The organism is Tropicimonas sp., from assembly GCF_047971885.1.
GTDB lineage: Bacteria > Pseudomonadota > Alphaproteobacteria > Rhodobacterales > Rhodobacteraceae > Tropicimonas.
Genome location: NZ_JBKEAE010000099.1, coordinates 16082 through 28789, shown reverse-complemented (window position 1 = coordinate 28789; position 12708 = coordinate 16082). Strand labels below are relative to the sequence as shown.

Genomic DNA, 12708 nt, shown 5'->3' with positions numbered 1-12708 from the left:
TCACCACCGCGCCGTCGGTGATCTACAAGGTCCACCTGCGCGACGGAACCGAGATCGAGTTGCACAATCCCGCCGACATGCCCGACCCGGCGACCGTCGATCATATCGAGGAGCCGCGCATCACCGCCACCATCATGGTGCCCGACGAATACCTCGGCGACGTGCTCAAGCTCTGCCAGGACCGGCGCGGCATCCAGAAGGATCTGACCTATGCCGGCAGCCGTGCCATGGTGGTCTATGATCTGCCGCTGAACGAGGTGGTGTTCGATTTCCACGACCGGCTCAAATCGGTCACCAAGGGATATGCCAGCTTCGACTATCAGCTTGCGGGCTACCGGACCGACAATCTGGTCAAGATGCAAATCCTGGTCAACGACGAGCCGGTCGATGCGCTTTCGATGATGGTCCACCGCGACCGGGCCGAAATGCGCGGCCGTGCGATGTGCGAAAAGCTGAAAGAGCTGATCCCGCGCCACATGTTCAAGATCCCGATCCAGGCCGCCATCGGCGGCCGGGTCATCGCCCGCGAAACGCTTTCGGCAATGCGCAAGGACGTGACCGCCAAATGCTACGGCGGGGATGCCACGCGCAAGAAGAAGCTGCTTGAAAAGCAGAAGGCGGGCAAGAAGCGCATGCGCCAGTTCGGCAAGGTCGATATCCCGCAGGAAGCGTTCATCAACGCGCTGAAGATGGATTCGTGACCTCCCGCTGATGCCGGACCGGCGCTTCGGGCGCCGCGCCGCTCAGCCGCGCGTGCGCGCGTTGTGGACGGCGGCCACCGCGTCGATCGCCGTCTGCACGGCGGTTTCGATACTCATCCTGCTGGTGTCGATCAGCACCGCGTCCTTTGCCGCGGTCAGGGGCGCGGTGGCGCGAGCGGCGTCGCGGCGGTCGCGCTCGGCCAGGTCGGCGGCGACCCCGGCCAGCGTCACCTCGTGGCCGGTGCCGGCGAGTTCGCGGTAGCGCCGGTTGGCCCGCACCTCGTCAGAGGCGGTGACGAAAAGCTTCACCTCAGCTTCCGGGCAGATCACCGTGCCGATATCGCGCCCGTCAAGCACCGCGCCACCCTGCCTGCGGGCAAAGGCGCGCTGGAAATCGACCAGCGCGGCACGCACCTCGGGCATCGCCGCGACGCGACTGGCCGCCTGCGAGACCTCGGGCGCGCGCAGGGCCTCGATGTCAGAAAAATCCGACGGCCTGAGCGATGCGGCAGCCTCGACCGGCTCCATGTGATCGAGCGCCCTGCGCCCTACCGCGCGATAGAGAAGTCCGGTGTCGAGGTGCGCAAAGCCGAAATGCGCCGCAACGGCGCGGGCAACCGTGCCTTTTCCCGCTGCGGCCGGCCCGTCGATTGCAACTGTCAGGCTCATCGCTCGCCCCGCCTGGAATGTCGTGTCATGTCACGGGTTTCTTACCGCAGCGCCGGCGCGAATTGAAGCCGCTCCGCTGCGGTCGTCAGCGATCCCCGGCGATCAACTCCGCGCCAAGGTCGCGCATCAGCGGCTCGAACGCAGGGAACGAGGTTGCGATGGGCCCGGCATCGTCGACCGATACCGGCGCCCGCGCCGCAAGCCCGCAGATCAGGAACGACATCGCGATCCGGTGGTCGAGACGCGCCGCACAGGTCGTGCCACCCGGCACGCCGCCGGGGCCACGCCCGTGCACGGTGAAACTGTCCTCGGTCTCGTCCACGGCGACCCCGCAGGCGCGGAGCCCCTCGGCCATGGCGTCGATCCGGTCGCTTTCCTTGACGCGCAACTCGTGTACGCCCGCCATGAGGGTGGCCCCCTCGGCAAAGGCCGCCACGACCGACAGGATCGGATATTCGTCGATCATCGAGGGGGCGCGGACCGGCGGCACCTCGACCCCCTTCATGTCGGGCGAGTAGCGGGCGCGCAGATCGGCCACCGGCTCTCCGCCTTCCTCGCGCGGGTTTTCGAAGGTCAGATCGGCGCCCATTTCCCGCAACGTGGTGAACAGGCCGGCGCGGGTCGGGGACATCCCGATATTGGCCACCAGAACGTCCGATCCCGGCACGATCAGCGCCGCGCAGACCGGAAAGGTGGCCGAAGACGGATCGCGCGGCACCGCGATGGTCTGGGGTTGCAGTTCGGGATGGCCAGTCACAGCGATGCGGAAGCCCTTGCCGGTCGATTCGGTCGCAACCTCGGCTCCGAAGCCGCGCAGCATGCGTTCGGTGTGGTCGCGCGTCGGCGAATGTTCGGTCACCACCGTCTGCCCCGGTGCGCCGAGCCCGGCCAGCAGCACCGCCGATTTCACCTGGGCCGAGGCCATCGGCGTGGTGTAGTCGACCGGCACCGGTTCGGCCGCGCCGACGATGGTCATCGGCAACCTTCCGCCGTCGCGCCCCACCGCCCGCGCACCGAACAGGGCCAGCGGGTCGGTTACCCGCCCCATCGGACGCGATCGCAGGCTGGCATCGCCGGTAAAGGTGGCGGTGATGGGAGAGGTCGCCATGGCGCCCATGATCAGCCGTACGCCGGTGCCCGAATTGCCGCAGTCGATCACGTCCTCGGGTTCGGCGAAGCCGCCGACACCGACGCCGTGAACCGACCATCTGCCCATGCCGTGACGGACGACCCCGGCACCGAACGCGGCCATCGCCCGGGCGGTATCCAGCACGTCCTGGCCTTCGAGCAGGCCGCTGATCCGCGTCTCTCCCACCGCCAGCGCGCCGAGAATCAGCGCGCGGTGCGAGATCGACTTGTCGCCCGGCACCTCGGCCACGCCTTTCAGCGGCCCCGAAGGGCGGGCGGTCATCTTCTGTGCGGGTCCGTGCGAGGCCATGGCCGGGTCCTTTTCCTGCTCGTCCGCCGGTTACCGCAGCACGGCGGATGCGTCCAGTATTCGCAACGACAACATCGTGCGGACCGTTCCCCCTTGTGCATCGCTGCCCGTGCTGGGATAGCTCCTTGTGGCGCGGAGAGCCCCTTCACGAGGATCAGACATGACCGATATTCCCCTGCTCACCCTGAACGATGGAAAACGGATGCCGCAGCTTGGCTTCGGCCTGTGGCAGGTGCCCGCCGATTCCGCCACCGAGGTTCTGCGCAGCGCCCTCGATGTCGGCTACCGGATGATCGACGGCGCCTTTGCCTACCGCAACGAGGCCTCGATCGGCGAAGCGCTGCGCCAGTCCGGACTGGCGCGCGACGAGGTCTTCATTACCACCAAGGTGTGGAACGCCGATCACGGTCGCGACAGGGCGCGCGCGGCAGTCGAACGCAGTCTGGAAGCCATCGGCACGGATCGGCTCGACCTGATCCTGATCCACTGGCCGGTTCCCAGCCGCGATCTCTATGTCGATACCTGGCAGGCGCTGATCGAGGCGCGCGATGCCGGGCTCGTCCGCTCGGTCGGCGTGTCGAACTTCAACGCCGATCATCTGGACCGGATCATCGCCGAGACCGGCGTGGCACCGGCGCTGAACCAGATCGAGATCAACCCCGGACTGCAACAGCCCGAACTGCGTGCCGCGAATGCCGAACGCGGTATCCTCACCCAGGCGTGGACCCCGCTGGGCAACGGCCGCTCGTTCGCGGCGGCGCCGATCGTGGCGGCGGCCGAGCGGTGCGGGAAAACGCCGGCGCAGGTCATTCTCCGCTGGCAGATCCAGCTTGGCAACGCGGTCATCCCGCGTTCGGTCAACCCGTCCCGGCAGGCGCAGAACCTCGACATATTCGACTTCGATCTGTCCGACGACGAAATGAGCGCCATCGCGACGCTGGATACCGGCCTGCGCACCGGCCCCGATCCGTCGGTATTCCGGCTGGTCTGATCAGCCCCGCAGGAAGGTCAGGTAATACGGCACCCGGCCCTCGCGCAGGGCCTTCCGCTCGTACCGGGTCGGGCTCCAGTCACCCCACGGGGTGCGCCAGTCGCCGGCGCGCTCCGCCGTCCAGATGAAGCCGTGGCGCGGAACCTGCTCCAGCGTCTGACGCACGTAATCGGCAATGTCGGTGGCGATCCGCAACTGAGCGCCCGGCCGCATCACCCGCGCCAGCGGCGCCAGATGTTCGGGTGTGACGAAGCGCCGCCGGTGATGCCTCTTCTTTGGCCACGGGTCGGGATAGAGCAGGAAGGCCCGGCCGACCGAGGCGTCGGGCAGCACGTCGAACAGATCGCGCGCATCGCCCGGATGCACGCGGATGTTCTCCGCACCGGCTGCGCGGATCTTTCCCAGCAGCATGGCGACGCCGTTGATGAAGGGCTCGCATCCGATGATGCCGATCCCCGGATTGTGCGCCGCCTGGTGCAGCATGTGCTCGCCGCCACCGAACCCGATCTCCAGCCACAGATCGCGTCCGCCGAACAGCGCTTCGGTGTCCAGCGGAACCCGGCCGGGATTGACCTCCCAGCCGACGGCGCCCGGCGCCAGTTGCACAAGGTCCTCTGCCAGATACCCCTGCTGGCTCGGCCGCAGCGTCTTGCCATGCCGGCGGCCATAGAAATTGCGCCAGGGGGCGCCGGTGGGGGCATGTTTGTCCGACATCGGCGCCGTTTCGCAAATGGCCGCAGCGGCGTCAAGCCGCGCGCGTCAGCGCGCGGCCCGGCCCAACGGGATGAGACCCGAAAGGGTCGAAGACGGGCGGGAGCCCCGCCTCAGCCGACGGCGCGCCCGAGGTCTTCCACCAGATCGACGCGCTCCCAGCTGAACCCGCCATCCTCTTCCGGTGCCCGCCCGAAATGGCCATAGGCTGCCGTGCGCTGGTAGATCGGCCTGTTGAGGTCGAGATGGGTGCGGATGCCGCGCGGGGTCAGGTCCATCACCCTGTGCACCGCCCGCTCGATCACGGTCTCGTCGACGATACCGGTTCCGTAGGTGTCGACATAGACCGACAGGGGTTTTGCCACGCCGATCGCATAGCTGAGCTGAAGCGAGCAGCGTCTGGCCATGCCGGCGGCGACGATGTTCTTGGCCAGATAGCGCGCGGCATAGGCCGCGGAACGGTCCACCTTGGTCGGGTCCTTGCCGGAGAAGGCCCCCCCGCCATGGGGCGCGGCCCCGCCATAGGTGTCGACGATGATCTTGCGTCCCGTCAGGCCGGCATCGCCGTCGGGGCCGCCGATGACGAAGGTACCCGTCGGATTGACCCACCACTCGGTCTTCTCGGTCAGCCAGCCGGCGGGAAGAACCTCGCGGATATAGGGCTCGACGATGGCGCGGATATCGTCCGAGGTCTGGCTCTCGTCGGCATGCTGGGTGGAGAGGACGATGGAGGTCACCTCCACCGGCTTGCCGCCCTCGTAGCGGATCGAGAGTTGGGACTTGGCATCGGGGCGCAGGCTCGGCTCGGCACCCGTCTTGCGCGCCTCGGCCAGGCGGCGCAGGATCGCATGCGCATACTGGATCGGCGCCGGCATCAGTTCGGGCGTCTCGTCCACCGCATAGCCGAACATGATTCCCTGATCGCCCGCTCCGTCGCGGTCCACGCCCTGCGCGATATGGGCCGATTGCTCGTGCAGGAAGTTGAGCACCCGGCAGGTGTTCCAGTGGAACTGCTCCTGCTCGTAGCCGATGTCGCGGATGCAGTCGCGGGCGATCTCGCCGATCCGGCCCATGTAGTTCTTCAGCCGGTCCTCGTCGGACAGGCCGACCTCGCCGCCGATCACGACCATGCCCGAGGTGGCAAAGGTCTCGCAGGCGACGCGCGCGCTTGCCTCCTCGGCCAGAAACGCGTCGAGAACCGCGTCCGAGATCCGGTCACAAACCTTGTCGGGGTGTCCTTCCGAAACGGATTCGGAGGTAAAAACATAATTCTGTCGGGACATGATTGCTCCATTGGTCCGGAAAGGCGCCACGCCAGGAAGCCGTTGTGGCATTTTCAGAAACCTGAGCTATGCCCGCTTGCTCGCGCGGTCAAGCGGAATGCGCCGGCGCGACACGGCGGAAAGCAGCCCCGCCACAAGCGCAAGGATCAGCAGGACGGGCCAGTCGCCGAACCGCGAATAGGGCGTCGGGGCAAGCGGTGCGGCAAGCGGCACATCGACGAACCCCGCCGTGCCGAGCGGCAGGCGCTCAAGCTCGCGCCCGTAGGGATCGAAGCCAGCCGAAATGCCGGTATTGGCGGCGCGCATCAGCGGCAGGCCCTGTTCGACCGCCCGCAGCCGGGCCAGCGCAAGATGCTGGTAGGGGCCGGAAAGCCGGCCGAACCAGGCGTCGTTGGTGATCTGGAGCAGCCAGTCGGCCCGTGCCGGCGCCCGTGCGATATCGTTGGGAAAGATCGCCTCGTAGCAGATCAGCGGCAGCGCCCTGCCGGCCGGCCCGAGGCCGATCAGCTGCGGGCCGGGGCCGCGCGAATAACCGCCGGTTCCGTTTGCGGCAAGACCGGAAATGCCCCAGCGGGCGAACACCTCGAGCAGCGGCATGTATTCGCCGAAGGGCACGAGATGATATTTGTCATAGAGCGCGCCAACCGTTCCGTCCGGCGCAAGAACGACAAGCGAATTGAACCACCGGTCCCGGTCGTCCACCCGCTGGACCCCGAGCACCGTCAATGCGCCCTGTGCCGCGCCGGCAATCTGCCGGAATGCGGGGCCGGCAAATTGCAGCGGTTCGGGAAGCGCGGTTTCCGGCCAGATCACCACGTCAGGCCGCGCCGCGCCAGCCGGCGGAGCCGCGGTCAGATCCAGTCCGCGCCGGAAAAAGACCGGCATCATGTCCGGATCCCATTTCAGATGCTGCGCCGCGTTGGGCTGCACCAGCCGGACGGTGACGGGCGGCTCGCGCGTTGGTGCCGGAGCCGTCGGAACGCGGAGCTTGCCATATCCGCCGGCAAGGGAAAGCAGGGCCAGTGCACAGATCGTGCCGGGTAATGCGCGCCGAGCCCCGGCAAGCGCCGGCAGGGCAGCGCCGGCGAGTGTGATCAGCGTCAGCCCCGGCGCACCCGCGATGGCGGCAATCTGCATCTGCGGTGCCCCGATCCAGATATGCCCGATCAGCGCCCACGGGAACCCGGTGAAGATCACCGAGCGGAGCATTTCCACCGCTGTCAGCGTGACGACCAGCCATGCCGCCCGGCGCCGCCGGCCGGTGCCGAACCGCGCGGCCAGCCCGAATGCCAGCGCCCAGAACAGCGCCAGCCCGCCCGACATCAGAAACAGCGCGAAGGGTGCCATCCAGCCATGGCGCGCGATATCCACCAGAAACGGCTCGACGATCCAGAACAGTGCCGCCGCGAAATACCCGGTTCCAAAGGCCCAGCCGCGCCAGGCGGCACCCGGCCAGCGATCGGGAAGCGTGAACAGCGCCATGCCTGCGGCCAGCGCCGCGACGGCAAACCATGTCCAGCCCAGCGGCGGTTGGCCCGCAGCCGTTGCCGCACCGAGCGGAAAGGCGGCGACGAGACCCGCGCGGCCCGAGATCGCGAGCTTCAGCCGTTCTGCCGCCACGCGTGTCTACTCTGCCGCCGGCAGCGCCTGGGCGGCCGGACCGCTTGCGGCCCCGGCAACGCCCGGCAGACGAACGCGCAGGCGCTTGATACGGCGGGGATCGGCATCGACCACCTCGAACTGCACGCCCGAGGGGTGGGGGATCACCTCGCCCCGTGCCGGAACCCGTCCCGTCTCCATGAAGACCAGCCCGCCCAGGGTGTCGATCTCTTCCTCGTCCCCGGCATCGGCGAGCTTGAAACCGATCTCGTGCTCGAACTCATCAAGTGGCGCCCGTGACAGCGCGAGGTAACAGCCGGGCTTCTCCTTGACCCAATAGGCCTCTTCGTCGACGTCGTGCTCGTCCTCGATCTCGCCGATCACCTGTTCGATCAGATCCTCGATGGTCACCAGCCCGTCGACCCCGCCGTATTCGTCGATGACCAGTGCCATATGGCGGCGGTCGGTCTGCATCTTCTGCAGCAACACGCCGATCGGCATCGAGGGCGGTGCATAGATCAGCGGGCGCAGCATGTCGCGCAGCGCGAACGCCTCATGCCCGTGGCCGTTGAAGCCGAAGCGGAGCGCCACGTCCTTCATGTGGACAAGCCCGAGCGGCGTGTCGATGGTGCCGTCATAGACCGGCAGGCGGGTGTTGCCGCTGTCGCGGAACACCTCGATCAGCGCCTCGAGGCTGATGTCGACGGGAACCGAAACGATCTCGACCCGGGGAATGGCGACGTCCGCCACCCGCATCTGGCGCAGGTTTGCCATGCCGGCGACGTGGTTTCCGGCGGCTTTCCCCGCCGCCCCCGCCGGGGCGCCCGCGGATTGTCCGGATGCATCGCCTTCGCCGCTGTCGCCGGTAAAGACCGCGGCAAGCCGGCCAAAAAACCCCTGGCCCTGGGTACTGTCGGACTCTTGCGCGCCTTGCGCTGCGCTAGAGGAGCCCTCGGAAGTGTCGTCCATTGTCCCTTTCCAAAATCGCCGGACCTCCGGCTCGTCCTAATATGGGTCCGGAAGGCCGAGTTTGCCAAGTACTTCGATCTCGATGCCTTCCATCAGTGCGGCATCCTCGTCGCGCTCGTGGTCATACCCCAGCAAATGCAACAATCCGTGAACGATCAGATGAACCACATGATCGCCAAACGGCTTTCCCGCCGTCTCCGCTTCGCGCAGGCAGGTTTCCCATGCAAGCGCAATATCGCCCAGAAACGGCGGCTCGCCGGGAAAATCCGCCTGTGGCAGCGCCGGCCGGCCGCCGGGCTCTTCCGCCGACAGGTCTTCGGCGGGCCAGGAAAGCACATTGGTTGCCGCGTTCCGGCCCCGGAAACCGGCATTCAGGATCGCTATCCGCGCGTCGTCGGTCGCGAGAAGCGAAACCCCGGGCCGGTCGGGCAGGTTCAGATGGCAAAAAACCGCCGATGCCGCGCGTTCGGCAAGTTCCGCGATGCCGGCCGACCGCCATTCCGGCGTTTCGATCGCGATTTCCACGGTTGCGTTCATCCGGTCGGGCCAGCGCGTCGCTTCTCAGGCAAGGGGTGCGTCCGCGTCATAGGCTTCGATGATCCTCGCCACAAGCGGATGGCGCACAACGTCCTTCGAGGTGAAGTAGTTGAAGGAAATTCCGCCAACCCCTTTCAGCAGGCGTTCGGCATCGATCAGCCCCGATGTCACGCCGCGCGGCAGGTCCACCTGCGAGCGGTCCCCGGTAACGACCATGCGGCTGCCTTCGCCCAGACGGGTCAGGAACATCTTCATCTGCATCGTGGTTGCGTTCTGTGCCTCGTCCAGCACCACGGCCGCATTGGCGAGGGTCCGGCCACGCATGAAGGCGAGCGGCGCGATTTCGATCCGCTTCTCTTCCTTGAGCTTGGTAACCTGTTTTGAAGGGAGGAAATCGTTCAGTGCGTCATAGAGCGGCTGCATGTAGGGGTCGATCTTCTCTTCCTGCGTGCCGGGCAGGAAGCCCAACCGCTCGCCCGCCTCGACGGCCGGCCGGCAGAGGATGATCCGGTCCACATGGCCACCGATGAACAGGTTCACCGCGACGGCAACCGCAAGATAGGTCTTGCCGGTGCCCGCCGGGCCAATGCCGAAGGCCAGTTCGTTGGTCATCAGACTGCGGACATAGGCCTTCTGCGCCTCGGTGCGGGGCTCGACGATCTTCTTGCGGGTCTTGATCTCGATCCGGCCGCCCTGAAACATCTCGAGTTGGTCGCCGGGGCGCGGCGAGATATCGTCGTCCGTCGCACCCAGGCGGATCGCTCCGTCGATGTCGCCGGGTTCCAGCGAACGCCCCGCTTCGAGCCGCGTGTAGAGCGCGCGCAGGATCGCGGCGGCGCGCTCGCGCGAATCTCCGTCGCCGATCACCGCCAGCCGGTTGCCGCGCCGGATGATCTGCACGCCAAGCTGATGCTCCAGTTGGCTGAGGTTCCGGTCGTACTCTCCGCAAAGCTCAATCAGCAGCCTGTTGTCGGGAAACTCCAGCTGCGTTTCGCCGATCTCGTCGGCAAGGGTTGGGTCGGTCAGGGCACTGATTCCCAAGTGGCGGCTCCGCGATTTCTGTTGTGCCTGATGTCATGCTGCATCCCGAAAGGGGTATCTGGCAAGCGGCTTTGGTGAGAATTCACGGAAGTGACACAAAATGTTGTGCAACAATACGCTCGATCGCGCGGCGCCCCGGGGCGGGCGGTCAATCGCCCGGCAACGTGCCCGACAGCGAATTCGGCCCGCTTTCGGTGATACGCACGCGCGCCAGCGTCCCGACCGGAAGATCGGCCATGACATGCACCGCGTGCAGGTGGTCGGATTTTCCGGCCATCTGGCCGGGCAGACGGCCCGGCTTCTCGAACAGAACGCCTACCTCGCGGCCCACCATCGCATCCTGTACCGCCTTCTGCTGGCGGGTCAGCAATGTCTGGAGCCGTTGCAGGCGGTCGTCGGCCTCGTCCGGATCGACCAGCGGGCGTTCGGCCGCCGGGGTGCCGGGGCGGGCGGAGTATTTGAACGAGAAACACTGCCCGTAGTTCACCGCCGCGACCAGATCGAGCGTGGCCTGGAAATCCGCTTCGGTTTCCTCGGGGAAGGCGACGATGAAATCGCCCGACATCAGGATATCGGGCCGCGCGGCGCGGATGCGCTCGACCAGGCGAATATAGTCTTCGGCTGAATGGCCGCGGTTCATCCGCTTCAGGATGCGGTCGGAACCGGACTGCACCGGCAGGTGCAGATAGGGCATCAGCTTGGCGCAATCGCCATGGGCGGCGATCAGATCGTCGTCCATGTCGTTCGGGTGGCTGGTGGTGAAGCGGATGCGGTCGAGCCCGTCGATCCCGGCCAGCCGCCGGATCAGCCGTGCCAGTCCCCAGGCCGCGCCGCCCTCCTCGCCATGATAGGCGTTGACGTTCTGGCCCAGCAGGGTGATCTCGCGCACGCCCTGCGCCACCAGGCCCTCGGCTTCGCGCAGGATGCGTGCGACCGGGCGGCTGATCTCGGCGCCGCGCGTATAGGGCACCACGCAGAAGGCGCAGAACTTGTCGCAGCCTTCCTGTACCGTCAGAAAGGCGCTCGGCCCGCGTTTCGGTTTCGGACGGTCCGGCAGGTGGTCGAATTTCAGTTCTTCGGGAAAATCGGTGTCGAGCGCCTTTTCGCCGGCCCGCGTGCGGGCCTCCATCTCGGGCAGCCGATGGTAGCTTTGCGGCCCGACCACCAGATCGACCAGCGGCTGGCGGCGCAGGATCTCCGCCCCCTCGGCCTGGGCGACGCAGCCTGCCACCCCTATCTTCAGGTCCGGGTTGGCGGCCTTGAGGGGTTTCAGCCGGCCAAGCTCCGAATAGACTTTTTCGGCGGCTTTCTCGCGGATATGGCAGGTGTTCAGCAGGATCATGTCGGCGGCCTCGGGGGTGTCCACCTGCTCGTAGCCCGCCGCGCCCATGGCCTCGGCCATGCGTTCGCTGTCGTAGACGTTCATCTGACAGCCATAGGTCCTGATATAGAGCTTTTTCGGCGTCTCGCCCACGGCCCGGTCTCCTGATCGCGTCTCCTGATCGCTGAAAGCGCCCCTTACCGCAGCGGGACCCGCGACGCAATGTCGGGGTCGGGTCGGTCATGCCGGGGTGGTGCGCTCTCGCCTGTCCGGCGGGTGTCTGCGTGTGGCAGCCTGCCTGTGTGCCGGCCGATTTCAGTTCCGCCGCAGGCGTATCACCACGTCGACCTTGCTGATCTCGGCCCCTTCGGGCGCGTCGGGCAGGCGGGCGATCTCGAGTTGTTCGGCCGGGGCGTCGGTCAGGCGGTGGGACTCTTCCCAGAAGAAATGCGGGTGATCGTCGACACGGGTGTCGAAATAGCTCTTGGTGCCATCGACCAGGATTTCCCGCATCAGGCCGGCCTCGCAAAACGCCTTGAGCGTGTTGTAGACCGTGGCGAGCGAAACACGCTCGCCGGTATCGCCGGATGCCTCGAAGAGCTTTTCGGCCGTGACGTGGCGATTGTTGCCATCGCCCACCAGAAGGGTAGCGAGTGCCAGCCGCTGCCGCGTCGGACGCAGCCCGCCACGCTCCAGCCAATCCGCGCCGCGTTTCCGTTCCTTCGGGGTCATCGTGCTACTTTCCACCAAACCGGCCTGATCCGCCGAATATGCGCATTCGGTCAGGAATTTCAATTGAAAACAGGTCACAGGTACATATTCCGCTGTCGTGTGGGCTGCCCTTGCGCGCGCGTCGGACGCGGTGCTAGAGAGCCCGGCATCAGGGTATCGCCGCCGGGAGGATGCAGGGCATGGCCGAAAGACCGACACGTTTCGACAAGGAAGACCTGTTGCGGTGCGCCCGTGGCGAGATGTTCGGTCAGGGGAATGCCCAGCTTCCCCTGCCGCCGATGCTCATGGCCGACCGCATCACCGACATTTCCGAGGACGGCGGCGAGTTCGGCAAGGGCCATATCGAGGCGGAGTTCGACATCACGCCCGACCTGTGGTTCTTCGAATGCCATTTTCCGGGCAACCCGGTTATGCCGGGCTGTCTCGGGCTCGACGGGCTGTGGCAGCTTACCGGCTTCAACCTCGGCTGGCGCGGCATGAAGGGGCAGGGGTTCGCGCTCGGCGCGGCAGAGGTCAAGTTTTCGGGCATGGTGCGGCCGGCCAACCGGCTCGTCTCCTACCGGATTGACTTCACCCGCATCATCGACCGCAAGCTGAAGCTGGGCGTGGCGAACGGCAAGGTCTATGCTGACGGGGTGGAGATCTACAACGTGACCGGCCTCAAGGTCGGTCTGGCTGAAGCCGCGTCCTGAAGCAAAACGGTTCCGAGGAGGTCG

The 12708-nt window shown here is 66.7% G+C and carries 12 protein-coding genes, 1 pseudogene and 1 riboswitch; of the genes and pseudogenes, 3 read left to right on the top strand and 10 right to left on the bottom strand.

Translation table 11 applies throughout. The annotated features are described in order from the left end of the window. Positions 1-701, top strand: a pseudogene (locus tag ACK5IR_RS09045) (elongation factor 4); the annotation flags it as partial. 42 nt (positions 702-743) lie between these two features. Here ACK5IR_RS09045 and ACK5IR_RS09040 read toward each other — a convergent pair. Together ACK5IR_RS09040 and aroA are read right to left on the bottom strand one after the other, a co-directional pair. Beyond that, entirely contained in the window at positions 744-1370 is a 627-nt protein-coding gene (locus ACK5IR_RS09040) for a (d)CMP kinase (RefSeq protein ID WP_416928070.1), read from the bottom strand. Between the two features lie 85 nt (positions 1371-1455). Then, entirely contained in the window at positions 1456-2808 is a 1353-nt protein-coding gene (gene aroA / locus ACK5IR_RS09035) for a 3-phosphoshikimate 1-carboxyvinyltransferase (RefSeq protein WP_416928068.1), read from the bottom strand. Between the two features lie 160 nt (positions 2809-2968). Between aroA and ACK5IR_RS09030 the strand changes: the two genes are divergently transcribed. Next, a complete protein-coding gene (locus ACK5IR_RS09030) occupies positions 2969-3799 on the top strand; it encodes an aldo/keto reductase (protein WP_416928066.1) in 831 nt (276 codons plus the stop codon). Here the strand turns inward: ACK5IR_RS09030 and trmB are convergent, their stop codons facing one another. The 8 genes from trmB to irrA form a co-directional block, all read right to left on the bottom strand. Then, the gene (gene trmB / locus ACK5IR_RS09025) at positions 3800-4513 is read right to left on the bottom strand and encodes a tRNA (guanine(46)-N(7))-methyltransferase TrmB (RefSeq protein ID WP_416928064.1); all 714 of its coding nucleotides are present in this window, start codon (positions 4511-4513) and stop codon (positions 3800-3802) included. A 110-nt stretch (positions 4514-4623) separates the two neighbouring features. Then, complete coding sequence (metK, locus tag ACK5IR_RS09020; protein WP_416928062.1) at positions 4624-5793, bottom strand: methionine adenosyltransferase; 1170 nt, start codon at positions 5791-5793, stop codon at positions 4624-4626. Between the two features lie 3 nt (positions 5794-5796). Then, positions 5797-5847, bottom strand: a riboswitch (SAM-SAH riboswitch). Between the two features lie 12 nt (positions 5848-5859). Further along, on the bottom strand, positions 5860-7413 hold the full coding sequence (lnt, locus tag ACK5IR_RS09015; protein WP_416928060.1) for an apolipoprotein N-acyltransferase: 1554 nt from the start codon (positions 7411-7413) through the stop codon (positions 5860-5862). Positions 7414-7419: 6 nt separating this feature from the next. Beyond that, positions 7420-8361 carry a hemolysin family protein gene (locus ACK5IR_RS09010; protein ID WP_416928058.1) on the bottom strand — a complete coding sequence of 314 codons (942 nt, stop codon included), beginning with the start codon at positions 8359-8361 and terminating at the stop codon, positions 7420-7422. Between the two features lie 36 nt (positions 8362-8397). Further along, entirely contained in the window at positions 8398-8898 is a 501-nt protein-coding gene (gene ybeY, locus ACK5IR_RS09005) for an rRNA maturation RNase YbeY (protein WP_416928056.1), read from the bottom strand. A 24-nt stretch (positions 8899-8922) separates the two neighbouring features. Further along, positions 8923-9939 (bottom strand): PhoH family protein, encoded by a 1017-nt coding sequence (locus tag ACK5IR_RS09000; protein ID WP_416928054.1) that lies wholly within the window; start codon positions 9937-9939, stop codon positions 8923-8925. Positions 9940-10087: 148 nt separating this feature from the next. Continuing rightward, positions 10088-11413, bottom strand: a complete 1326-nt coding sequence (miaB, locus tag ACK5IR_RS08995; RefSeq protein ID WP_416928051.1) for a tRNA (N6-isopentenyl adenosine(37)-C2)-methylthiotransferase MiaB — start codon at positions 11411-11413, stop codon at positions 10088-10090. Positions 11414-11575: 162 nt separating this feature from the next. Continuing rightward, positions 11576-11992, bottom strand: coding sequence for an iron response transcriptional regulator IrrA (gene irrA, locus ACK5IR_RS08990; protein WP_416928049.1), 417 nt, complete (start codon positions 11990-11992; stop codon positions 11576-11578). Between the two features lie 179 nt (positions 11993-12171). Between irrA and fabA the strand changes: the two genes are divergently transcribed. Next, the gene (gene fabA, locus ACK5IR_RS08985; RefSeq protein WP_416928047.1) at positions 12172-12684 is read left to right on the top strand and encodes a bifunctional 3-hydroxydecanoyl-ACP dehydratase/trans-2-decenoyl-ACP isomerase; all 513 of its coding nucleotides are present in this window, start codon (positions 12172-12174) and stop codon (positions 12682-12684) included. Positions 12685-12708: the final 24 nt, after the last annotated feature.